20 protein-coding genes, 1 pseudogene and 1 other annotated feature are annotated in these 24,337 nt (G+C 49.7%); of the genes and pseudogenes, 19 read left to right on the top strand and 2 right to left on the bottom strand.

What is annotated here, in order from left to right; all coding sequences use genetic code 11:
- Positions 1-2 precede the first annotated feature (2 nt).
- From rpmA to ACZGCQ_RS08235, 4 genes are all read left to right on the top strand, one after another.
- Positions 3-281: a 50S ribosomal protein L27 gene (gene rpmA, locus ACZGCQ_RS08250; protein WP_012370976.1), complete on the top strand. Its 279-nt coding sequence runs from the start codon at positions 3-5 to the stop codon at positions 279-281.
- Positions 282-349: 68 nt separating this feature from the next.
- The gene (locus ACZGCQ_RS08245) at positions 350-832 is read left to right on the top strand and encodes a Spo0B domain-containing protein (RefSeq protein ID WP_023468944.1); all 483 of its coding nucleotides are present in this window, start codon (positions 350-352) and stop codon (positions 830-832) included.
- A gap of 15 nt (positions 833-847) precedes the next feature.
- A complete protein-coding gene (obgE, locus tag ACZGCQ_RS08240; protein ID WP_023468943.1) occupies positions 848-2,143 on the top strand; it encodes a GTPase ObgE in 1,296 nt (431 codons plus the stop codon).
- Positions 2,144-2,196: 53 nt separating this feature from the next.
- Positions 2,197-3,471, top strand: a complete 1,275-nt coding sequence (locus tag ACZGCQ_RS08235) for a hemolysin family protein (protein ID WP_481265995.1) — start codon at positions 2,197-2,199, stop codon at positions 3,469-3,471.
- A 41-nt stretch (positions 3,472-3,512) separates the two neighbouring features.
- Here the strand turns inward: ACZGCQ_RS08235 and ACZGCQ_RS08230 are convergent, their stop codons facing one another.
- Positions 3,513-4,055, bottom strand: coding sequence for a transcription repressor NadR (locus ACZGCQ_RS08230; RefSeq protein WP_047393638.1), 543 nt, complete (start codon positions 4,053-4,055; stop codon positions 3,513-3,515).
- A gap of 24 nt (positions 4,056-4,079) precedes the next feature.
- Entirely contained in the window at positions 4,080-5,162 is a 1,083-nt protein-coding gene (locus ACZGCQ_RS08225) for a cysteine desulfurase family protein (RefSeq protein WP_481265994.1), read from the bottom strand.
- 98 nt (positions 5,163-5,260) lie between these two features.
- Here ACZGCQ_RS08225 and ACZGCQ_RS08220 point away from each other — a divergent pair, with 98 nt between their 5' ends.
- The 15 genes and pseudogenes from ACZGCQ_RS08220 to aspS all read left to right on the top strand — a co-directional run bounded on the left by ACZGCQ_RS08220 (position 5,261) and on the right by aspS (position 24,293).
- The gene (locus tag ACZGCQ_RS08220; RefSeq protein WP_481265993.1) at positions 5,261-6,730 is read left to right on the top strand and encodes an L-aspartate oxidase; all 1,470 of its coding nucleotides are present in this window, start codon (positions 5,261-5,263) and stop codon (positions 6,728-6,730) included.
- A complete protein-coding gene (nadC, locus tag ACZGCQ_RS08215; RefSeq protein ID WP_481265992.1) occupies positions 6,654-7,496 on the top strand; it encodes a carboxylating nicotinate-nucleotide diphosphorylase in 843 nt (280 codons plus the stop codon). The genes ACZGCQ_RS08220 and nadC overlap by 77 nt, the downstream gene beginning before the upstream one ends.
- Entirely contained in the window at positions 7,486-8,583 is a 1,098-nt protein-coding gene (gene nadA / locus ACZGCQ_RS08210) for a quinolinate synthase NadA (protein ID WP_481265991.1), read from the top strand. Before nadC ends, nadA begins: the two co-directional genes overlap by 11 nt.
- Positions 8,584-8,746: 163 nt before the next feature.
- Positions 8,747-9,340 (top strand): Holliday junction branch migration protein RuvA, encoded by a 594-nt coding sequence (gene ruvA, locus ACZGCQ_RS08205; RefSeq protein WP_023468936.1) that lies wholly within the window; start codon positions 8,747-8,749, stop codon positions 9,338-9,340.
- Positions 9,341-9,344: 4 nt separating this feature from the next.
- Positions 9,345-10,340, top strand: a complete 996-nt coding sequence (gene ruvB / locus ACZGCQ_RS08200; RefSeq protein ID WP_029342246.1) for a Holliday junction branch migration DNA helicase RuvB — start codon at positions 9,345-9,347, stop codon at positions 10,338-10,340.
- A 4-nt stretch (positions 10,341-10,344) separates the two neighbouring features.
- Positions 10,345-11,385, top strand: coding sequence for a tRNA preQ1(34) S-adenosylmethionine ribosyltransferase-isomerase QueA (gene queA, locus ACZGCQ_RS08195; RefSeq protein WP_023468934.1), 1,041 nt, complete (start codon positions 10,345-10,347; stop codon positions 11,383-11,385).
- Complete coding sequence (gene tgt / locus ACZGCQ_RS08190; RefSeq protein ID WP_029342245.1) at positions 11,385-12,530, top strand: tRNA guanosine(34) transglycosylase Tgt; 1,146 nt, start codon at positions 11,385-11,387, stop codon at positions 12,528-12,530. Before queA ends, tgt begins: the two co-directional genes overlap by 1 nt.
- 71 nt (positions 12,531-12,601) lie before the next feature.
- Positions 12,602-12,892, top strand: a complete 291-nt coding sequence (gene yajC, locus ACZGCQ_RS08185; protein WP_029342244.1) for a preprotein translocase subunit YajC — start codon at positions 12,602-12,604, stop codon at positions 12,890-12,892.
- A 153-nt stretch (positions 12,893-13,045) separates the two neighbouring features.
- A pseudogene (gene secD / locus ACZGCQ_RS08180) lies at positions 13,046-15,257 on the top strand (protein translocase subunit SecD).
- A gap of 72 nt (positions 15,258-15,329) precedes the next feature.
- A complete protein-coding gene (gene recJ / locus ACZGCQ_RS08175; protein ID WP_481265990.1) occupies positions 15,330-17,639 on the top strand; it encodes a single-stranded-DNA-specific exonuclease RecJ in 2,310 nt (769 codons plus the stop codon).
- Positions 17,618-18,136 (top strand): adenine phosphoribosyltransferase, encoded by a 519-nt coding sequence (locus ACZGCQ_RS08170; RefSeq protein WP_023468928.1) that lies wholly within the window; start codon positions 17,618-17,620, stop codon positions 18,134-18,136. Before recJ ends, ACZGCQ_RS08170 begins: the two co-directional genes overlap by 22 nt.
- Positions 18,137-18,277: 141 nt before the next feature.
- Positions 18,278-20,476 carry a RelA/SpoT family protein gene (locus ACZGCQ_RS08165; RefSeq protein WP_023468927.1) on the top strand — a complete coding sequence of 733 codons (2,199 nt, stop codon included), beginning with the start codon at positions 18,278-18,280 and terminating at the stop codon, positions 20,474-20,476.
- 14 nt (positions 20,477-20,490) lie between these two features.
- Positions 20,491-20,940 carry a D-aminoacyl-tRNA deacylase gene (gene dtd, locus ACZGCQ_RS08160; protein ID WP_214859635.1) on the top strand — a complete coding sequence of 150 codons (450 nt, stop codon included), beginning with the start codon at positions 20,491-20,493 and terminating at the stop codon, positions 20,938-20,940.
- A gap of 45 nt (positions 20,941-20,985) precedes the next feature.
- Positions 20,986-21,207: a binding site (T-box leader), on the top strand.
- A gap of 42 nt (positions 21,208-21,249) precedes the next feature.
- Positions 21,250-22,530, top strand: a complete 1,281-nt coding sequence (gene hisS, locus ACZGCQ_RS08155) for a histidine--tRNA ligase (protein ID WP_214727419.1) — start codon at positions 21,250-21,252, stop codon at positions 22,528-22,530.
- Positions 22,527-24,293: an aspartate--tRNA ligase gene (gene aspS, locus ACZGCQ_RS08150; protein WP_029342239.1), complete on the top strand. Its 1,767-nt coding sequence runs from the start codon at positions 22,527-22,529 to the stop codon at positions 24,291-24,293. Before hisS ends, aspS begins: the two co-directional genes overlap by 4 nt.
- Positions 24,294-24,337 lie beyond the last annotated feature (44 nt).

Below are 24,337 nucleotides of genomic sequence, written 5' to 3'. Positions count from 1 at the left end.
ACATGTTGAAACTTAATCTTCAGTTCTTCGCATCGAAAAAAGGGGTAGGTTCGACAAAGAACGGTCGTGACTCGCAATCGAAACGCCTTGGGGCGAAACGTGCAGACGGTCAAACTGTTTCTGCTGGTTCAATCCTCTACCGTCAACGCGGTACGAAGATTCACCCAGGTATGAACGTCGGACGTGGTGGCGATGATACACTTTTCGCAACTGCAACTGGTGTCGTTCGTTTCGAACGTCTCGGACGCGACAAGAAACAAGTCAGCGTTTACCCAGCATAAGGATCGACGAAGCAGACTCTAGCCACTTTCGAGGGTTAGGGTCTGTTTTTTTTAGGAGGGAACGACCGATGGAGGAACAGCAGGTACTTGATCTTTTGAAGACTCTTCGTCACGAGTGGTTGAACCGGATACAACTCGTCCGTTCGTATGGCGCGATCGGAGACGAACAAGCAGTCGAGTCGATCTGTTCGGCGTACCGGGAGCAAGCATCTCGGGAAGGACGTCTAGCGCGAATCGGATTGCCGAAAACCGCACTGGCGTTACTGCAAGCTGAATGGTCAGGCAAAACTGTGACGTATGATGTCATCGGAGCACCCCACATGGAAGATGAGCGGCTGAAGCAACTCGTCGAAGCAGCCATCGCCATGATTGATGTAGGAGTAGGAGAAGTATCCGTGACCTTCCACGAGGGCGTGACCATCGAGATCTATCGGGATCTACTAGATATGTCGCGCCTTGAGGATCTAGTGACGCCGATGGAAATCGAGTCGCAGACGGAAAATGAGTGTGTGATTGAGATTGAAAGTCTTCCGTTTGAGGAAGAGAAGTAAGAGGAGGGATCCGACATGTTTGTCGATCAGGTAAATATTTATGTAAAAGCAGGTGACGGAGGACGTGGGCAAGTAGCGTTCCGTCGCGAGAAATACGTTCCGGACGGCGGTCCTGCCGGCGGTGACGGTGGTCACGGGGCTCACGTCGTCCTTGAAGTCGACGAAGGGCTTCGGACATTGATGGACTTCCGTTACAAACGTCACTTTAAAGCAGTTCAAGGTGAAAACGGTATGTCAAAAGGCATGCACGGTCGTAAAGCCGAGCACCTAATCGTCAAGGTCCCACCGGGTACGGTCGTCTATGATGACGATACGAATGCAGTCATCGCTGACCTCGTCCATCACGGGCAACAAGCGATCGTCGCAAAAGGTGGACGTGGCGGACGTGGGAATACACGTTTTGCAACACCTGCCAACCCAGCACCTGAGCACGCTGAAAACGGTGAGCCAGGAGAAGAGAAGTACTTGAAACTTGAGCTGAAGATGCTAGCAGACGTTGGTCTCGTTGGTTTCCCGAGTGTTGGAAAATCAACGATGTTATCAGTCGTTTCAGCAGCACGTCCGAAAATCGGCGCGTATCACTTCACGACGATCACACCGAACATCGGTGTCGTCGAAACGGAAGATAGCCGTAGCTTCGTCATGGCTGACTTGCCAGGATTGATTGAAGGCGCAAGTGAAGGTGTCGGACTCGGTCACCAGTTCCTACGCCACGTCGAGCGGACGAAAGTCATCGTCCACGTCATCGACATGAGTGGGATGGAAGGCCGCGATCCAATCGAAGACTACAACATCATCAATAAAGAACTTGCAGACTATAACCTGCGCTTAACAGAGCGTCCGCAAGTCGTCGTCGCGAACAAGATGGACATGCCGGATGCGGCAGAACATCTTGAAGCCTTCAAGGAAGCTTTCCCAGAGCTTGAAGTATTCGAGATTTCAGCAGCAACACGTCAAGGATTACGCGATCTGTTATTCCGAATCGCGGACCTCGTCGATGCAACACCAGAATTTGGTCTTGAGGAACTCGAAGAGAAAACAGCGACACCACGTGTCGTCTACGGTTACGAAGCACCTGAAGCCGGCTTTACGATTTCGAAAGATGAAGACGATTGCTTCGTCATCAAAGGACCACGGATCGAAAAACTCTTCACGATGACAAACTTCATGCGTGAAGAATCGATTAAACGTTTCGCTCGGACACTGCGTCAAATGGGTGTCGACGAAGAGTTACGTCGTCTTGGTGCGATCGACGGCGATGTCGTTCGTATCCGTGATTTCGAGTTCGAATTCGTCGAGTCATCCTTCTAAGCGGTTCATTCCATTAGGAAACGGAGTGTGAAAGCATCGTGGACCCATTGCCCATGATTTCATTCGTTTGGTTAATTCCGATTCTCGTCTTATCCGCATTCTTTTCCTCAGCCGAGACGGCACTCGCGAGTGTCAATCGGTTGCGATTGTTGCATCAGTCGGAAGCAGGGGACGCGCGTGCGTCCCGTGTATTTCGTTTACTTCAACGTTACGAAGAGACACTGACGTCGATTTTGATTGGAAACACGATCGTCAACGTCGCTTTTATCTTATTTGGTGGCTGGTGGATCATCCAGTTCGTCGAGACGATCGCGACACAAACCATTGCCTTTCTTGCGCTGTTTTTCCTGTTGCTGTTGTTCGGGGAATTGATACCAAAGTCGTATGCCCGTGAACATACGGAACGTTACGTGTTATTGATCGGACGTCCACTGCGCTTCTTCTTACTGTGCTTTCGACCACTCGTCTTCCTGTTACTCCGCTTACGCCAGTTAGCGCTAAGGTTGATTGGAGCAGATCCGAAAGGACCGCTCGTGACTGAACAGGAACTCAAGGCACTCGTTGATATCAGTCAAGAAGAGGGGATCATGGGGCTTGCAGAGGCTGAACTCGTTCATCAAGCGGTTGATTTTCAACATGCGACGGTCGAGGATGCGTTGACGCCTCGCATGGACATTCAAGCAATCGATATTGATGCGCGGCTTGAAGACATCCTTGCAGAGGTCCAGAAGGGTGGCTATTCTCGTCTACCGGTCTATAAGGATTCGATTGATCACGTCATCGGTGTATTATCGGAGCGGGACTTTCTGCGTGCGTATGTGAAGAACGGCTCTGTCGATATCCGAGAATGGATTCGACCGGTATCGTTCGTCGTACCACAGACACGATTGATGGATTTATTACCGGAACTCAAAGTCAAGCAGTCCCATATGGCAGTCGTCCTTGATGAATTCGGAGGGACGGCAGGTCTGATCACCCTTGAGGATATTTTAGAAGAAATCGTCGGGGAGATTTGGGATGAACACGATGAATCATTGGAATATACGAAACGGATTGGTCCAGAGCAATACGAATGTCTAGCAGAGTATGACATTGAAGACTTCTGTCAGCAATTTCAATTGACGATGCCAGACACCGATGCCCAGTCACTCGGGGGATGGATCATGGAGGAGAGCGGACAATTGCCGGACGTTGGAACGGCGATGCGTTATGAACGTGTCACGTTGACGGTCTTGCATATCGAAAACCGACGCGTCCGCAAAGTCTTAGCAACGTTTGATCCGCCATCTACGATGTCGGAGACACGACTTGAACCGATTGAACGATAAAAAAACCGCTTATTCCTTGGGAATAGGCGGTTTTTTATTGTTCAGACATCGAGCTCCGAAACGAGAATTCCGAGACGATCGAGTTTTGCGATGGCTGCTTCTAGTGCTTCTTCATGATCCGCTTCCAGCGTATGAATATGGACTCCGTCCGTCAAGCTCGACAGCGGGGTGGCTTGCGTCTCCTTTAACTGCTCGAGCAATACGCGGACATCTCGGCGGCTTTTTAGCATCAATTCTCCAGTGATGAAGCCGTAGACGGGATGTTCGATGATGACATCGCGGACGACGACCCCTTCGTCAACGATGGCGTCACACTCATCCTTTAACTGATCGATGCCGTGACGGCAAACGATCTTGCGGCGTAATTTTGAGCCGTCGACTTCCGGATCATTGATGAAATAGCCACGAGCTGTCGCGATGACAGGATATCCTTTTGCCTTTAACAATGATAAATCCTGCACGATCACTTGGCGACTGACACCTGCTTGTTTCGCCAGTGCCGTTCCTGTGACAGGTTGCTCACTTTCCTCAATCATACGAAGTAATGATTTCCGGCGTTCTTCTCCGGAGATGCGTTTCCCCATCATGTCTCCTACCTTTCTCCAGTGTCATGAAATTGTGTTCAACACATCAATGCACTGTTCGATTTCTTCGTTCGTCGTGTGTCTTCCAAAACTGAGTCGAATCAACCCATGAGCCGCCGATTCGTCATAGCCGATGGCACGTAATGTCGCATTCGGACCATTTTCTCCAGCCCGACAAGCACTACCAGCAGAAACGGCGATTCCAGCACGATTCAAGGCGAGCAACACGTATTGACCGTCCCGTTGTTTCGTATGGATGGCACAGATGGAAGCCAGTTGCGTCGGGGACTCGATGATCACGTAACGAGACGAAGACAATGTTTTTTTTAGCATACCACGAAATCGACGACTTGAAGCTTGGATTCCTGGATTTTCTAGTCGCGTGGCTTCACAGGCAGCGATGAAGGCTGCAATTCCCGGAACATCGACTGTACCAGGACGGATCCCGAATTCGTGATGACCTTCGTAGTAAGGACTGAAGAGTGGTCGTCGCAGATACAGGGCGCCCAACCCTTTAGGTCCATAGACCTTGTGACTACTCATCGTGTACGCATCAAAGGCGTCAATATGGATGTCGTCTTTTAAGAATCCTTGGACCCCGTCGCAATGAAACAGAATCCCACGCGATTGACAGTAAGCTGCAATTCGTTCGACGGGAAAGCGAAAACCCGTATCCGAATTGACGTGTTGAATCGAGACGACACCAATCTCGTCCGTACAAGTCGCGACGAATTGTTCCCAATCGAACGTTCCGTCCGGTAATAAAGACAGGTGCCGTGTTTCTTGTGCCCAGCGCGCAAGCGGAAGCAAGACCGAATCGTGTTCACATCGAAGTGTCAAGACAACTGATTTGTTACTCTGTCGCATCAAGTGTGTCAAAGCGATGTAATTCGCTTCTGATCCGCTCCCTGTAAAGATAACGGTTCCTTCTTGTTGAGCCAATTGTTGCATCAGATAGTGACGGGCTCGTTCGAGTAAACGTTCAGCATCCCCACCGATGTCGTGAAGAGAAGAACTGTTGCCGTAGAACGACTGAGCGGCTTGTTGATAATGATCGAGTGCTTGTGGATGCAGCGGAGTCGTCGCTGCGTAATCGAGATAGATCATGAAAAAATCCTGTCCTTTCGTCTTGTCACTCAGCTAAAAGTATGCCAAACTTATTGTCAAGTCAATAGTAAACATTTAGATATAGAGGTGTAAATCATATGTCTTTACATAAAAGACTTGAGACGGATGTGTTGATCATCGGAACAGGGCTTGCCGCGATTTCAGTCGCCCTGCATCTTCCATCGGGAATGAACGCATTACTTGTCTCGAAAGGTTCGCGATTTGAGACAAATTCCGTTCGAGCACAAGGTGGGATTGCTTCCGCTTATGCAGAAATCGATCATCGTGGTCACTTTGAAGATACGTGCCAAGCAGCAAAAGGGCGTATCAATCGGTCCGTCGTCGATTACGTCACCCGATCGGGAACCGAGGCGATGGAATTCTTATTACGACAAGGCGTTTTATTCGATCAGTCCGAGGGAGAGTTTTTACTCGGTCGTGAAGGAGCACATCGTTTGCCGCGGATTTATCACTGTGGCGGGGACGAGACTGGTAAACGGATCATGGAGACGTTGATGCCGCAAGTACCATTTCCGATTCTTGAGCAGACGCATATCACAGAGTTGATTCAAGTAAATGGACAGGTAGTAGGTGCAGTCGGATATAGCGAGGGAGAGCCGATCGAGATTGTGGCGCGCGCAACGATTCTCGCGACCGGTGGAGTGGGTGGATTATTCGCAGCGTCGACGAATGACCCTTTGATTCAAGGGGACGGGATTGCACTCGCCTTTGAAGCGGGGGCGACGATTCGTGATCTCGGTTATATCCAGCATCATCCGACGGTACTCGTTCATGCAGGTCGTTCGGAAGGTTTAATCACGGAAGCATTACGAGGTGCAGGAGCGACGCTTGTAACGAAAAATGGCGACCGGATCATGGCGGATCATCCGATGCAAGATTTAGCGGCGCGAGATGAAGTCGCAAAACGAATCCATGAGGTGCGAAAATACGAACCGGTCTATCTCGATACGTCGAACGTCGTCGACCGAACGAAACGGTTTCCAACGTTTGTAGAAAAATGTGAAAAACTGAACATAAATCCGGATCTCGTTGAAATTGCACCAGGCATTCATTTCTTAATGGGTGGGATCGAGACGGACCTTTCAGGGCGGACGCAGGTCGAAGGACTATACGCGGTCGGCGAGACAGCATCGATTGGACTACACGGTCGAAATCGTCTGGCGTCGAACTCGCTCCTTGAATGTGTCGTCATGGGAAAAGCGGTAGCAGAACAGCTCAAGTTGTTACCGGAACTTTCAGTCAAACAAATAAAACGACGCCCGGGAACACTTCGTTCCGTAACAGACCGTCTATCGCAGGTCATTGGTGTCGAAATGGATGTTAGGCAGATACAAGAAAGTCTGGACGCATTAAAAGACTGGACATTAGACGAATCCGGACAGGAAGCAGAAGAAAATCGATTACGTCACGTAACGGCATGTTTGTTGCTTGAAGGAGCACGGAGTCGATTGACAGGAGAGGATGAGAGCGTTGAACAAGTGGCAGTTACGGCAACAACTGGAGGCATTTTTAATCGAGGATATCGGACAGTGGGATATCACGAGTGAAGGATGTCTGACGGGACAAGAACGCGGGACCGGTCGTTTTCTAGCAAAGGAAGACGGTGTCTTCTGCGGAGTAGACATCATTCGGGAGATGGCGCATCTCTTACAGGTCGACGTGACGATTCATGTAGCGGAAGGGACAATCGTCACGCGAGGCACACTCCTTGCCGAGTGGTCTGGTTCGTTGCAGGATATTTTAAGTGGAGAACGGGTCGCCTTGAACTTGGTGCAACGTTTATCCGGGATTGCGACGAAGACACGTCAAGCGGTCGAGGTAGCAGCAGGACGAATCCGAATCACGGATACACGAAAGACGACTCCTGGATTACGAATGCTCGAAAAACATGCCGTTCGCGTCGGGGGTGGTTATAGTCATCGCGGACGTCTCGATGACGCCGTCATGATCAAGGACAACCACATCACAGTAGCGGGATCGATTACGGAAGCGGTGACGCGAGCAAAACGAGTGGCAGGTCATACGACACCGATCGAAGTCGAAGTCGAGACGGAAGCGGAAGTGCTGGAGGCAGTGGCTGCAAAAGTCGATATCATCATGCTCGATAACCGGACACCAGCAGAAATCAAACAGCTCCGGCAATTGATTCCACCGCATATCACGGTCGAACTATCCGGTGGGATCACGATAGACACGTTATCAGACTTTGCGGACAGCGGAGCAGACGTCATCTCACTCGGAGCACTCACCCATTCAGCAATAGCACTTGATATCAGCATGAAAATCGAAGGAGGAAAAAAAGATGTCATTTGATCTATTACGTCACGAGGGAATTCCGGCGTCGTACTTACAACAATCAGAAGCAGACTTGATCGCCATCATCGAAGGGGTCAAAGCACGGATGGGCAGTCGCTTATTCTTACCTGCCCACCACTATCAAAAGGATGAAGTCGTCCAGTTCGCGGATGCGACGGGAGATTCGCTCCAACTCGCGCAAGTCGCGAAGCAGATGACAGAAGCGGAATATACAGTCTTTTGTGGTGTCCACTTCATGGCAGAGACGGCAGACATGCTGACGGATGCGTCACATACGGTCGTTTTGCCTGACATGCGTGCTGGTTGTTCGATGGCGGACATGGCGAACGATACGCAAACGGAGCGGGCCTTTACGATCTTGACGGAACGGTTCGGGGAGTCAATTTTACCGTTGACGTATGTCAATTCGACAGCAGCAATCAAAGCGTTCGTTGGTCGTCACGGGGGGGCGACAGTGACGTCATCGAACGCTGTCCAGATGGTCAAGTGGGCGCTTGCTGAACGCGACATCTTATTCTTCCTGCCGGATCAACACCTCGGTCGCAATACGGCGCACGCACTCGGAATTCCATTAGAACAGATGGCGATTTGGGATCCGATCAAGGACGAACTCGTTTTTGATGGGGAAGATCAGGACGTCCGCGTCATCTTATGGAAAGGACATTGCTCGGTCCACGAGAAATTCACGGTCGGTCAGATTGAACAGTTCCGCAAGACGGATCCGGAGCGAAAGATTCTTGTCCATCCGGAATGTTCGCACGAAGTCGTAGCAGCGTCTGATCTCAACGGATCAACGGCGTACATCATTCAACAAATCGAACAGGCTGCTCCTGGAACGAAGTGGGCAATCGGAACAGAGATGAATCTCGTCAATCGACTTGCGACGACGCATCCGGAACTTGATATCGTGTCGCTCAATCCATTCATGTGTCCGTGTCTGACGATGAACCGGATTGACTTACCGCACTTGGCGTGGGCGCTCGAACAAGTCGAAGCCGGTGACCCGGTCAACATCATCACGGTAGACGCAGAGACGACGCGGCATGCCGTGTTGGCGCTCGAACGGATGCTTGAGCGTTCATAAAATAAAGGGTGAGAGCGTGGTCGTGCGAACGATCACGCTTTTTTGTTTTCTGATTGAGAGACCGAACATATGTATTGATTTTTGCTGAAGAACGCTTTGAAGCCAAACGAAGATGTATGCTACAATAACACGAGAGTTTGTTTAAGGATGGGAGCGTTCCACATTGATAGAATTCGTACGCGGCGAAGTCGCTTATGTCTGTGCGGAATTCGTGACGGTAGAAGTTGGCGGGATTGGCTACAAAATCGTAGCACCGAACCCGTTTTTTTATCGGACCGGAGACGAACAGATCATCGTATATACGTATCATTATGTCCGTGAGGACCAAGAAGTCTTATTTGGATTCCGTTCCCGTCGTGAGCGTGCCTTGTTCACGAAGTTGCTCGGTGTCACAGGAATCGGACCAAAAGGAGCGCTTGCGATCGTCGCATCAGGGAATGTCGATGCGCTCGTTGAAGCGATTGAACAAGAGAAAGAAAGTTATCTCGTCAAATTCCCAGGGGTCGGCAAGAAAACAGCGAAGCAAATGACGCTCGACCTAAAAGGAAAGTTAGCCGAGCTTGCGCCGGATTACGTACCGAGCGAAGGCTTGTTCGCGCAAGGCAATGCTGAGCTGAATGAAGCTTGTGAAGCCTTGACGGCGCTTGGTTACAGTGACCGAGAAGTCGAGAAAGTCAAAAAAGCGTTGCAGGCAGAAGTCCTGTCGACGGATCAATATGTCAAACGGGCACTCCAGTTGTTATTGAATGTGAGGTGAGGACATGGAAGAGCGCATTTTGTCAGAATCCGCCCATGCGGAAGATCAAGAAGAGTGGAGTCTGCGTCCTCAGACGCTCGAGCAATACATCGGGCAGGAGAAAGCAAAAGGAAACTTAAGTGTCTTCATCGAGGCGGCAAAAATTCGTCAGGAAACACTCGATCACGTTCTTCTCTACGGTCCTCCGGGGCTCGGGAAGACGACGCTTGCAACGATCATCGCGAACGAGATGGGGGTCGGTATCAAGACGACAGCCGGTCCTGCGATCGAACGACCGGGTGATTTGGCAGCAATCCTATCATCACTGGAACCGGGTGATGTCCTGTTCATCGACGAGATTCATCGATTGAGTCGATCGATCGAAGAGATCCTGTATCCGGCGATGGAGGATTATTGTCTCGATATCGTCATCGGTCAAGGTGAACTTGCCCGCAGCGTCCGAATTGATTTACCACCGTTTACGCTCGTCGGTGCAACGACACGTGCCGGGATGTTATCGGCACCGCTCCGTGATCGTTTTGGCGTGACGCTGAAGCTTGAATATTATACGATGTCAGAGTTGTCTGCCATCGTGACCCGGACGTCACGATTGTTCGGATTCGAAGCGGATCGTCTGGCAGCAGAAGCCATCGCGCTCCGTTCACGCGGAACACCACGTGTCGCGAACCGGTTATTACGGCGTGTCCGTGATTTTGCTCAAGTCGCCCATCAAACCGAGATCGATGCCACGCTTGCGACAAGTGCGCTTGATCGCTTGCATGTCGATGCGCTCGGACTCGACGATGTCGATCATCGTTTACTACGATCGCTTGCAGAACGGTTTGCCGGTGGTCCGGTCGGACTCGAGACAATCGCAGCGACGATCGGGGAAGATGCGCAGACGATCGAGGATGTGTATGAACCATATCTACTGCAACAAGGATTTTTACAACGTACCCCGCGCGGACGTGTCTTAACACCGTTCGCCCGCCAACATTTAGGACTGAAAGAAGGAAATTGAACCAATGGATGTAAACTTATTTGATTTTCATTTACCAGAAGAACAAATTGCCCAAGTGCCATTGCTCGACCGGACGAGTTCGAAATTGATGGTTCTCGATCGGGAGACCGGTGCGATTCAGCACCAGCACTTCCATGATATCGTCGACCACTTCCGCGAAGGCGATACACTCGTCATCAACGATACGAAAGTCTTACCAGCACGTCTCTTTGGTGTGAAGGAAGAGACGGGTGGGAAAATCGAATTGTTACTCTTGAAACAGACGAGTGACGATGTCTGGGAAACACTTGCGAAACCGGCAAAACGCGTTAAACCAGGAACGATTTTGTCGTTTGGTGACGGATTACTCCGTGCTGAGTGTGTCGAAGCACTTGAAGACGGGGGACGAATCCTGAAGTTTTTCTATGACGGCATTTTCTATGAAGTGCTCGACCAACTTGGAACGATGCCACTGCCACCGTACATTCACGAACAACTCGAGGATCAAGATCGTTACCAGACGGTGTATGCTCGGGAACGCGGAAGTGCGGCAGCACCGACGGCTGGTCTACATTTCACGCCGGAATTGCTCGAAGCGCTCAAAGCGAAAGGCGTTCGGATCGCACCGTTGACGTTACACGTTGGACTTGGCACATTCCGCCCTGTCTCGGTCGACGACGTCGATAGTCATAAAATGCACAGTGAGTACTACGAACTGCCGGAAAGTTCAGCTGCCTTGCTACGCGAAACACGGAAACAAGGCGGACGGATCATCGCAGTCGGAACGACATCGACACGGACGCTTGAAACGGTCATTCGTGACCATGGCGACTTCGTCGAAGCAACGGGCTGGACGGACATCTTCATCTTCCCAGGTCAGGAAGTCAAAGGGATTGATGGATTGATCACGAACTTCCACTTACCAAAATCAACATTGATCATGCTCGTGTCCGCGTTATCGACACGAGAACACATTCTGCATGCCTACGAAGAAGCAGTTGCAAACGGCTATCGCTTCTTTAGCTTTGGTGATGCGATGTTCTTAACGAGAGAGGAACGAAACTAATGACAAAACACGCGGTAACATACGAACATATCAAAACATGTAAACAATCCGGAGCGCGGTTAGGAATCGTCCACACGCCGCACGGCAGTTTCGAGACACCGGTCTTCATGCCGGTTGGAACACAAGCAACGGTCAAGACGATGGCACCGGAACAAATCAAGGACATGAACGCGAACATCATCCTCGCGAACACGTACCACCTCTGGGTTCGTCCAGGACATGATGTCATCAAGGAAGCAGGCGGTCTGCATAAATTCATGAACTGGGATGGCGCGATTCTCACGGACTCAGGTGGATTCCAAGTCTTCTCACTTGCTGACCTCCGGAACATCTCAGAAGAAGGGGTTCATTTCCGGAACCACTTGAACGGGGACAAATTGTTCTTATCACCGGAAAAAGCGATGGAAATCCAGAATGCACTCGGTTCAGATATCATGATGGCGTTTGACGAGTGCCCACCGTATCCAGCTTCTCACGAGTACATGAAAGCATCCGTCGAACGGACGAGCCGCTGGGCAGAACGTTGTCTTGCAGCGCATGAACGTCCGCACGATCAAGCACTCTTTGGAATCATCCAAGGTGGAGAATATGAAGACTTACGTCGTCAAAGTGCAAAAGACCTCGTTGCCCTTGATTTCCCGGGCTATGCGGTCGGTGGTCTCTCGGTCGGTGAGCCAAAAGACGTCATGTACCGGGCGCTTGAATTCACGACACCACTCATGCCGGAAGATAAGCCTCGTTACTTAATGGGCGTTGGTTCACCGGATGCGTTGATTGAAGGCGCGATTCGCGGAATCGATATGTTCGACTGTGTCTTACCGACACGGATTGCGCGCAACGGGACATTGATGACATCACAAGGACGTCTTGTCGTCCGGAATGCCAAATATGCACGTGATTTCCGTCCACTCGACGAGAAATGTGATTGCTACGCATGTAAAAATTACTCGCGTTCGTACATCCATCACTTGATTCGGGCGCAAGAAACATTCGGTCTGCATCTGTGTTCGACACACAATCTTCACTTCCTCGTCAAGTTGATGGAAGGCGTTCGCCAAGCGATTCGTGAAGATCGTCTGCTCGATTTCAAGGAAGAATTCTTCGAAGAATACGGTTACAATTTACCGAACGCAAAGAATTTCTAACAAATCGTCTGACAAATCAATTCTTTCACGGTATAATGAACGTGATTTGAATGATAAAGGAGCTGAATCAGATGGAAGGCTTAATCACATTCCTCCCGATGATCTTGATCTTCGTGGTGTTCTATTTCTTGTTGATCCGTCCACAGAACAAACGCCAGAAGCAAGTGCGTCAGATGCAAAATGAACTCTCACGCGGCGACTCGATCGTTACGATCGGTGGTCTTCACGGGGTTGTCCAAAAAGTTGACGACATGACGGTGACATTGAAGTCAGGTAATGCACAATTGACATTCAACCGAAGTGCTGTCGCAGAAGTGACGAAAAAATCAACGACTGTCATGGACGACGAAACTGTCGAATAAGGCATTGAAAAGGCGCTTTCCGGATTCCGGAGCGTCTTTTCTGTTTATATATGAGAAAAACGTTTGCTAAGATTACCATTTCTTTTGTAAGCTAGGGTAGGAGAACAAAGTTGTCTGAAAATATACTGGGAACTAGAGAAAGGACAATGTAGCATGATCAAGAAAGGGAAACTTGCCACATTCTTCATCGTCGTCATTGCGTTGCTCGTACTGATTGGTACGACATCGTCATGGTTGTTGAAGGATACGAAGCTCGGCCTTGACCTTAAGGGTGGCTTCGAAGTCTTGTATGAAGTACAACCGCTGAAAGAAGGAGACGTCATCGATCAAAATGCGATGAGTGCGACGCTGACGGCAATCGAGAACCGTGTCAACGTCCTCGGTGTCTCTGAACCAGATATCCGGATCGAAGGCGATAACCGGATTCGCGTTCAGCTTGCTGGCGTCAAGGATCAGACGGAAGCGCGTCAAATCCTCTCTTCGACAGCACAATTGTCATTCCGTGACATCAACGATAAGTTGTTGCTCGATGGATCAGACTTAAAAGCCAAAGGGGCAAAAGTCGGATATGATCCGAACACGAATGAACCACTCGTCGAGTTGACGATGAAATCAAAAGAGAAATTCTATGAAGTGACACAAAAAGTCTCACAAATGCAACCACCTGCGAATCGTCTCGTCATCTGGCTCGATTATGAGAAAGGCGATTCGTATGAAAAAGAAATTCAAAAAGCAAACTCGAAGATCGTCTCGGATGCATCGGTCACACAACCGATCAATTCGGATAAAGCGATCATTTCTGGTGGCGATATCGATGCCGAGTACGGGAAACAATTATCGTCGATCCTAAACGCCGGCGCACTACCGGTCAAACTCGAGGAAATCTACTCGACGTCGGTCTCTGCTGCTTTTGGACAGGACGCACTTGATCAGACGCTCTTCGCCTCAGCAATCGGTGTAGCCGCTGTCTTCTTGTTCATGCTACTGTTCTACCGGATCTCTGGATTCGTATCCATCATCACATTGCTGTTCTACATCTATCTCGTCATGATCTTCTTTAACGGGATCAATGCTGTCCTCACGTTACCGGGGATTGCGGCACTCGTTCTTGGAGTCGGGATGGCGGTCGATGCGAACATCATCACTGCTGAGCGGATCAAGGATGAATTACGAAGTGGTAAATCCGTCTTGTCCGCATTCAAAGCCGGTAACCGTCGTTCGTTTGGTACGATTCTTGATGCCAACTTGACGACGTTGATCTCTGCTGGCGTGTTGTACTACTTTGGTACAAGTACGGTCAAAGGATTCGCCATCATGTTGATGGTTTCGATCGCCGTCACGTTCGTCACGAACGTCTTTGTCTCACGTTACCTGATGCAGCTCCTTGTCAGTAGCCGATGGTTCGATAAGAAGAAATCATGGTTCGGTGTAAAGGAGAGTGAAATCCGTGAGCTTTAATCCTACGAAATTCGATTACGTCAAACATCGTAAAATCTATTTCGCAATCACGATCGCGCTTGTCATCGTGTCGGTCCTCTTGTTGTCGTTCCGTGGTCTAAACCTCGGGATCGACTTCACGCAAGGAACGCGTGTCGAGATTTCTTCTGAGAATCAAATCAAGGAAGCGGACGTCCGCTCTGTCATTGAAGATGCCGGGATTGATGCGGAAGAAATCGATGGTATTCAATTCGCTCAAGGCGGAAAGTTAGCGAACGTCACGTTCGTTGGTGAATTCAGCCAAGAACAAATTTCTGAAATCAAACAATCGGTTGAAGCGGAATACAAGAAAGAACCGAGTATCTCGACAGTTTCGGCACAAGTCGGTCGGGAAATCGCGCGTAACGCGATTTATGCCGTCTTACTTGCGTCACTCGGGATCGTCATCTACGTCTCGTTCCGATTCCAACCGCTCTACGGAATTGCGACAGTCCTCGCATTGCTACATGATGCGTTAATGATCATTGCTTTCTTCTCGCTGTTCCAGATCGAAGTCAATCTGTACTTCATCGCAGCCGTCTTGACGATCATCGGCTATTCCGTCAACGATACAATCGTTACGTTCGACAGGGTACGAGAAAATCTCGGACTTGCTGAAAAAGGTGGACGGAAAGTCTCATTCGATGAGTTGCAACATATCGTCAATGAATCGATCCAACAAACGATCATCCGCTCGATCAATACGGTCGTCACGGTCATCATGACAGCAGCAGCACTCTACATCTTCGGTAGCGAAGCGATCCGCGGATTCAGTCTTGCTCTGCTCGTCGGGTTGATCATGGGAATGTATTCTTCGATCTTCATCGCCGCACAACTCTGGCTCGTCATGAAAGGTCGGACACTTGGTCGGACAAAACGTGCTTCCTAAAAGAGTATCCGCATCAGCTATCGCTGGTGCGGATTTTCTATTATAATGGGGAAGTTGATTGGAGGGTTTGAGATGTACCATGCTAAAAAAACATGGCTTGATAAAGTCATCGATTCAGAACAGATCGAACAATTGACGGCGGATGGCACGATCTCACCGCACGTCGCACAACTACTTGTCCAACGGGGATTCACGACACGTGAAGCTGCCCGTGATTTTTTAGAAACCGATCAAATGGCATTTCATGATCCATTTGCTTTTAAAGACATGCCAAAAGTCGTCGAACGGATTCAACGTGCCGTTGACGAGGGCGAGATGATTTTAATTTACGGTGATTATGACGTCGACGGCGTGAGTTCCGCTGCGATTCTCTGGCACGCTTTAATTGAAATCGGAGGGATGGCAGAGTGTTATATCCCGAACCGATTCACGGAAGGCTATGGACCAAACGAAGCCGCTTTTCGCTGGGCTGCGGAAGAAGGCTTTAGTCTCGTCATTACCGTTGACTGCGGTATTTCCGGCATCCATGAAGCAGATGTCCTGAAAGAACTCGGTGTCGATTTAATCATCACCGATCATCACGAAGCAAAAGAGACGTTACCCGACGCTTTTGCTTTGATTCATCCGGGTGTTGATCCAGCGTATCCGTTCTCGAAGCTTGCTGGAGCGGGTGTGGCCTTTAAGGTCGCACATGCACTGCTTGACCGGGAACCCGTCGAGTTACTCGATCTTGCCGTGCTCGGAACGATTGCCGATCTCGTCCCACTTGTCGGCGAGAACAGGTTGCTAGCGATTCGTGGCATCGAGGCGCTGAATGCGAGTGAACGTCCGGGTATCCTTGCGTTACGTGACGTTTGTAGTTTGACGGAAGACGAACTGACCGAAGAATCGGTCGGATTTGCGTTCGGTCCGCGGATCAATGCGGCAGGTCGTCTTGATTCGGCGATGCCAGCGCTTGAGATGTTACTAGCGGAAAGTAAGGATGAGGCACTTCACCTCGCGAAGCAACTCGACCAGCAAAATAAACAACGTCAAGATATCGTCAAGCAGATTGCGGAAGAAGCGACGGCGCTTGTCGAAGAACGTTTTAAAGATGACCGCGTACTCGTCGTCGATGCGGCAGACTGGAATCCAGGTGTCGTTGGGATTGTCGCCTCACGACTCGTTGAAAAATATCATCGTCCTGTCATCATGCTGTGTCATGACGCTGAAAAAGGAACCGCGAAGGGATCTGGACGATCGATTCCAGCCTTTGATCTCTTTGCTGAACTGACGAAATGTGAAGATATCTTGCCGCATTTCGGAGGACATCCGGCTGCTGCTGGTATGACGCTGTCTTCCGATGACGTCGAAGCGTTACGTCAACGCTTGAATGAACAGGCTAGCACGTTGCCAGACGATGCCTTCATCGCGACAATTGATGTCGATTTACGTCTACAGGTCAGTGATGTCTCGATTCAGTTGATTGAAGATATTCAGCGACTCGCGCCTTTCGGGATGGGAAATCCCGCGCCACGAATCGTCATCGAGCAGGCGAAGATCCGTGACATGAAACGGATCGGTCGTGATTTGACGCATGTCAAAGCACTATTATCAGGCGACGGAAAGGAACTCGATGCAATCGGCTTCGGCTTCGGCGACCTTGTCGATGAAGTCTCGACTTTATCCGAGATTCATTTGATGGGCAGTCTGAACATCAATGAATGGAATGGGTTCCGTAAACCACAATTGATGATTCAAGATGTCGCTGTCGAAGATGTTCAAGTGTTCGATTACCGTGGGGGTAAGCGACCGCTGAGCGAACTATTCGCCTTACCGCACGAGACAACGACATTCGTTGCCTTTACTGATGAGGTGAAGGAGAAGTACGCGGAACGTCCGTTGAACGGTCCGATTCGCCAAAACATCGTCTTCCTCGATCTACCGGAAGAAGAAGTTGCGTTTCATCCATACGTCCAACAGGCAGAGCGGATTTATTGTGCCTTTAAGGACGAGGGCTATTATTTTGAGACGATTCCATCGCGCGAGGACTTCAAGCATTACTTCCAGTATTTCGCGAAATGTCCACGTGACGAGCTCCGGATTGGTCTCGTACGTTTGTCGAAATCGCGAAAATGGACGAAACGATCGATTAACTTTATGCATTCGGTATTCTCGGAACTTGATTTTCTTGTTACAATGGAGGACGGGCTGCCGGGTGTGAACCCAAATGCTGCAAAACGAGATCTGACGGAAGCTCCGACGTACCAGCGTCATGAAGCGCGTCAAGAGCTCGAGCAACAATACATTTATTCGTCACTCGCTCAGTTGAAAGAGCGTTTTGATACTTTGGTAGAAGCGGCGAAGCAGGAGGAAAAGACATGGAGTTCAAACAGCATATAAAAGAGGTCGAAAACTGGCCGAAAGAAGGAATTAGTTTCAAGGACATCACATCACTCATGCAGAACGGACCAGTGTACAAACAATCGGTTGATGCACTCGTCGAATATGCACGCAGTAAAGGCGCTGATGTCATCGCGGGTCCGGAAGCACGTGGATTCGTCGTTGGTTGCCCAGCCGCTTACGCGATGGAGATCGGATTTGTACCTGTCCGTAAAGAAGGAAAATTACCACGTGAGACAGTCCGTGTCGAGTATGGTCTTGAGTACGGAAAAGACGTTTTAACGATGCATGAAGATGCGATTCAACCAGGACAACGCGTCGTCATCCTTGACGATTTGCTTGCAACAGGTGGTACGATCGAAGCGACGATTCAAATGATTGAAAAATTAGGCGGAACGGTTGCCGGAATCGGATTCTTGATTGAACTCGATGGTCTTGGTGGACGTGAGAAACTCGAAGGATACGACGTCCTCTCATTGATTCGCTACGAAGACTAAAGCATATATACTCTCTTGGTACATGATGACCAAGGGGGTATTTCTTTTTATTTTGACATCTTCTCAAGATTTCACGATAATAAGAACTATATATTAGGGATTCCGTTGCAGACGATCCCGGGGACTGGGTGAGGAAAAGGGATGACAAACAAACAAATCGTAAATGTAGAAGACCTTCTCGCTCGATGTGCGGAATACATGACGCAAGCTGAAGTCAAAGACATCGAACGGGCTTACCAATTCGCAAAGGACGAACATGATGGTCAATTCCGCCGTTCCGGGGAACCATACATCATTCATCCGGTACAAGTTGCCGGTATCTTAGTCGATATTGGTTTGGATGCAACGACGATCGTCGCTGCGCTTCTTCATGATGTCGTCGAAGATACGGACATTACACTCGAAGAATTAACGGAACGATTCGGTCCTGACGTCGCGATGCTTGTTGATGGCGTCACGAAACTCGGGAAAATCAAATATAAATCAAAGCGTGAAGAGCTTGCTGAGAACCACCGGAAAATGTTCATCGCCATGGCGGAAGATATTCGCGTCATCTTGATCAAACTGGCTGACCGTCTGCACAACATGCGGACGTTGCAACATATGGTCAAGGAAAAGCAGGTGCAAAAGGCAGAAGAGACGCTTGAAATCTTTGCGCCGCTTGCCCATCGTCTCGGGATTTCGACGATCAAGTGGGAACTTGAAGACATCAGTTTGCGTTATATCAATCCACAACAGTACTACCGGATTGTCTCAATGATGAAACAAAAACGGACGGAACGCGAAGCGCTCGTCAGTTCGGTCATCGAAGAGGTCAACGAAGTACTCGATGATGTACAGATTGCGGCGGAAGTCGATGGACGTCCGAAGCATATCTATTCCATTTATAACAAGATGCAAAACTCGAAAAAAGAGTTCAGTGAAATTTATGACTTAATGGCTGTGCGTATCATCGTCGATTCAATCAAGGATTGTTACGCCGTTCTCGGAATCATTCATACGCAATATAAACCGATGCCGGGACGTTTCAAGGATTATATCGCGATGCCGAAGCCGAACATGTATCAATCGCTGCATACGACGGTCATCGGACCGAAAGGCGAGCCGCTCGAGGTCCAAATTCGGACACGGGACATGCATTTTATTGCCGAGTACGGGATTGCCGCTCACTGGGCGTATAAAGAAGGTAAGGAACAGGAAGCGAAATCAGGCTTTGAGGATAAGATTGCCCATTTCCGTGAAATTCTTGAATTGCAGAAAGATACGGCAGATGCTGAAGAATTCATGGAATCGGTCAAAGTCGACTTCTTTAGTGACATGTTGTACGTCTTTACACCAAAAGGTGACGTCATCGAATTGCCAAAAGGCTCTGTTCCGATTGATTATGCGTACCGGATCCATACGGAAATCGGTCACCGGACGATCGGAGCGAAAGTCAACGGACGGATGGTACCGATTGATTATAAGCTGAAGACAGGTGACATCATTGAAATCGTCACATCAAAACACAGCTATGGTCCAAGTAAGGACTGGCTCAAGATTTGTGTATCGAGTCAGGCGAAGAATAAGATCCGTCAATGGTTCAAACGTCAGCAACGGGAAGAGAACGTCTCAAAAGGACGGGAACTGATCGAAGCGGAAGTGAAGAAGCTTGGTTTTGAGCCGAAGGAAGTCATCAATGAGAAGACGCTCGAAGACGTGACGCGGAAGTTCAACTTCGCGCAAGAAGAAGATATGTATGCTGCCGTTGGCTATCATGGTCTGACCGCTGCCCAAGTCGCGCACAAATTGACGGAAAAGTTACGCAAAGACAAAGAGTCCAAAAATCTTGAACTGAACGAAGCCATCAGCGAGATGAAGACGTTCGATCGTCCGAAGAAAGAAAATCCAGAAGGTGTTCGTGTCAAAGGCATCGACAACATGCTCGTTCGCATGAGCCGCTGTTGTAATCCGGTACCAGGGGACGATATCGTCGGGTATATCACACGTGGACGGGGTGTCTCGATTCACCGGACGGATTGTTTGAACGTCATTCACGAACAAAATCCAGAGCGCTTGCTCGAAGTCGAGTGGGAACACGAAGGTAAAGCCGTTAAGAGTTATAACGTCGAAATCGAAATTTCAGGATTCGACCGGGCTGGATTACTGAACGATGTCCTGCAGTCGGTATCTGCGACGAATACGAACATCGTCGCCGTCAGCGGGAAAGGCGACGACAGTAAACAAGCCAAAATCACGATGACGATCGCGATCAACAACGTCAATCATTTACAGAAAGTCGTCGATCGGATCAAACAAATCTCTGACGTGTATGCTGTACATCGCGTCATGATGACGTAAGGAGCGGATGAGTCATGCGAGTCGTATTACAACGAGTCAAAGAAGCAAGTGTCACAGTCGATCAGGAGGTCATCGGTCAAATCAAGCAAGGTTTTCTCTTGCTTGTCGGTGTCACGCACGAAGACACGATCGATCAGGTGAACTGGTTAGCTGATAAAATCGCAGGACTCCGTGTGTTCGAAGATGAGGAAGAACGGATGAACCGCTCGTTGCAAGATGTCGACGGTCAGATTCTGTCCGTCTCGCAGTTCACGTTGTATGGTGATGTCAAAAAAGGACGTCGTCCAGCGTTCACGGAAGCAGCGAAACCGGATCTTGCCAACGCGTTGTATGAAGCGTTCAATGAACGTCTTCGCGCGCAAGGACTGACAGTCGAGACAGGTCAGTTTGGTGCGATGATGGATATCGCGCTCGTCAATGATGGACCGGTGACATTGATTCTTGAAAAAGAAGCAAACGCTTGACAGGAACCGAGAGACGAGGCAATATTAGACGTAACCAAATGATTCATACGACCGAAGACGAAGAGGAGTAATCAAGACCTCGTCTGCTTAGAGAGTCGCCCCTTGGCTGGAAGGGCGAACAGACGAACTCGATGAAAGACCCTTCCGAGGTATCTTCCTGAACTGATAGTAGGGAAGGTCGTACGCAGGCGTTAACTGCACCGAGTGGTCAAATGTGATTTGACAACCAGGGTGGTACCACGGGATCTTCAAGTTCTCGTCCCTTTGCGGACGAGAACTTTTTTGTATTCAAAAAAGGAGGAATTTGAGATGAAATTACCACGCGGTACGTTTGATGTCCTTCCAGGAACAGTCGAACGTTGGCAGTACATCGAACAACAATTACGTGACATCAGTAAGCGTTACAACTATAAGGAAATCCGGACGCCGATTTTTGAGGAGACAGAACTCTTCAAACGTGGCGTCGGTGAGACGACGGATATCGTTCAAAAAGAAATGTTCATGCTTGAGAAACGCGGAAAAGACCAGTTGACGTTACGCCCAGAAGGAACGGCTGCTGTCGTTCGTTCATTCGTGACGAACAAACTGTTTGGTTCACCGAACCAACCGACGAAATTGTTCTACATTGGACCGATGTTCCGTTATGAACGTCCGCAAGCAGGTCGTTTCCGTCAACTCCACCAATACGGAGTCGAAGCACTCGGTAGCGAACAACCGGCGATCGATGCAGAAGTCATCAGTCTCGCAATGAGCATCTACCGGTCATTCGGCTTGAAGCACCTCAAGCTCGTCATCAACACACTCGGGGATAACGAGAGCCGCGCCGCACACCGGGCAGCACTCGTCGCTCACTTCAAACCAGTCGTTCACGAGTTATGTCAGGACTGTCAGAATCGTCTCGAAACGAATCCACTTCGTGTCCTCGACTGTAAGGTCGATCGTGATCACCCGAGCATGGCAACGGCACCATCGATTCTCGATTACTTGAACCCGGCATCAAAAGCCTACTTCGACGAAGTATTGCTTCACTTAGATGCACTTGGCATCGAGTACGTCGTTGATCCAACGCTTGTCCGCGGAATCGATTATTACAATCACACGGCGTTCGAGATCATGTCAGAAGCAGAAGGCTTCGGAGCGATCACGACATTATGTGGCGGTGGGCGATACAACGGTCTCGTTGAACAAATCGGTGGACCGGCAACACCGGGAATCGGATTCGGAATCGGCATCGAGCGTTTATTGATGGCGCTTGAGAATGAGAACGTCTTACCGGCAGTCGACGATCAAATCGACGTCTTCATCGTCGCGCAAGGCAGTGACGAAGTCGAAAAGACAGCAACGCGTCTCTTACAATTGATGCGTCTTGAAGGACTTGTCGCGGATCGCGATTATCTCGGTCGGAAGTTCAAAGGACAATTTAAAGCGGCCGATCGCTTGAAAGCACGCTACACGGTCATCCTCGGAGATGAAGAAGTCGAGCGTGGCGCAGCGGCGCTGAAGAATATGGCTACAGGGGAACAGACGGACGTTCCGTTATCAGCAGTCGCTGATACGATCGTCGCGAAATTAAAGGAGGAAGCACAATGATCGGACGCACGCATATGAATGGTCAGGTGACGGAAGAAGTCATCGGACAACACGTTCAACTTAAAGGATGGGTTCAAAAACGACGTGACTTAGGAGGATTGATCTTCCTTGATCTCCGCGACCGTAGCGGCATCGTCCAAATCGTCTTCCAACCGGAAAACGAGCAGGCACACCGCCTTGCGGAATCGATTCGTTCAGAGTATGTCCTCGACATCAAAGGACACGTCATCGCCCGTGAGAATCCGAACCCGAACATCCCGACTGGGCAAGTCGAGGTCGTCGCGGATGAAGTCGTCATCTTGAATGCAGCGAAGATGACACCATTCCCGATCAGTGAAGAAGCAGAACAGACGTCAGAAGATTTACGTCTCAAATATCGTTATCTTGACTTGCGTCGTCCGTCGCTCCAAGAGACATTCCGTCTCCGTTCGAAAGCATCGAACATCATGCGGAACTTCCTTGATGAGCAAGACTTCCTAGAAGTCGAGACACCAATCCTAACGAAATCAACACCAGAAGGCGCACGTGACTATCTCGTACCAAGTCGTGTTCACCCAGGTGAGTTCTACGCCTTGCCACAATCGCCACAATTGTTCAAACAATTGCTGATGGTCTCTGGTTTTGAGCGGTACTTCCAAATTGCGCGTTGTTTCCGTGACGAAGACTTACGGGCAGACCGTCAACCTGAATTCACGCAAGTCGACATCGAGACGAGCTTCATGGACATCGAAGACTTGTATGCGATGATGGAGTCAATGATGACGCGTGTCATGAAAGAAACGCTTGGCAAAGATATCGTGACACCATTCCCACGGATGCCGTATGCAGAAGCGATGAGCCGGTATGGCTCGGATAAACCGGATACGCGCTTCGGTCTCGAATTGATTGATGTCGCAGAAGCCGTCAAAGGGGCAGGATTCAAAGTATTCGATATGGCATTAGAAGCAGGTGGCGAAGTCAAAGCCTTGAACGTCAAAGGTGCAGCTGAGCGCTTCTCGCGTAAAGACATCGATAAGTTACAAGAATTCACGGCGATCTACGGTGCAAAAGGTCTCGCTTGGGTCAAAGTGACAGCGGAAGGATTGAACGGTCCGATTGCGAAGTTCTTCGACGAAGAAGCAACCGCTCGCTTGACAGCGGCGACAGATGCAGAAGCAGGCGACTTGTTATTGTTCGTCGCAGCAAAAGCATCGATCGTAGCAGACAGCTTAGGTGCGCTCCGTCAGAAGTTAGCGAAGGAACTCGACTTGATCGATGAGTCAGTCTTCAATTTCCTTTGGGTGACAGACTTCCCACTCGTCACGTACGAAGAAGAAGATGGTCGTTTCTACGCGAACCACCACCCGTTCACGATGCCACGTCGTGAAGATCTCGAATTGCTCGAGACGGATCCTGGAAAAGTCCTCGCAGTCGCGTATGACCTCGTCTTGAACGGATACGAGCTCGGCGGTGGATCACAACGGATCTATGAACGGGATATCCAAGAGCGGATGTTCAAATTGCTTGGCTTCACAGAAGAAGAAGCAAACGAGCAATTCGGCTTCTTGATGGAAGCATTCGAATACGGAACACCACCACATGCGGGTATCGCACTCGGTCTAGACCGTCTCGTCATGTTACTTGCAGGACGTTCGAACTTGCGTGATACGATTGCCTTCCCGAAAACAGCATCAGCAAGTGATCTGTTGACGGCAGCACCAAGCCCAGTCTCGGATGCGCAATTAAATGATCTCTCGATTCGAACAGCAGTCAAACAATCTTAAGACACGACAAGCGAATCTTCCGGTAGAGGGAGGTTCGCTTGTTT

This window comes from Exiguobacterium sp. HSB13, assembly GCF_056764755.1.
Note: the sequence above shows the minus strand (reverse complement) of the source record. Positions and strands in the feature narration are given on the sequence as shown.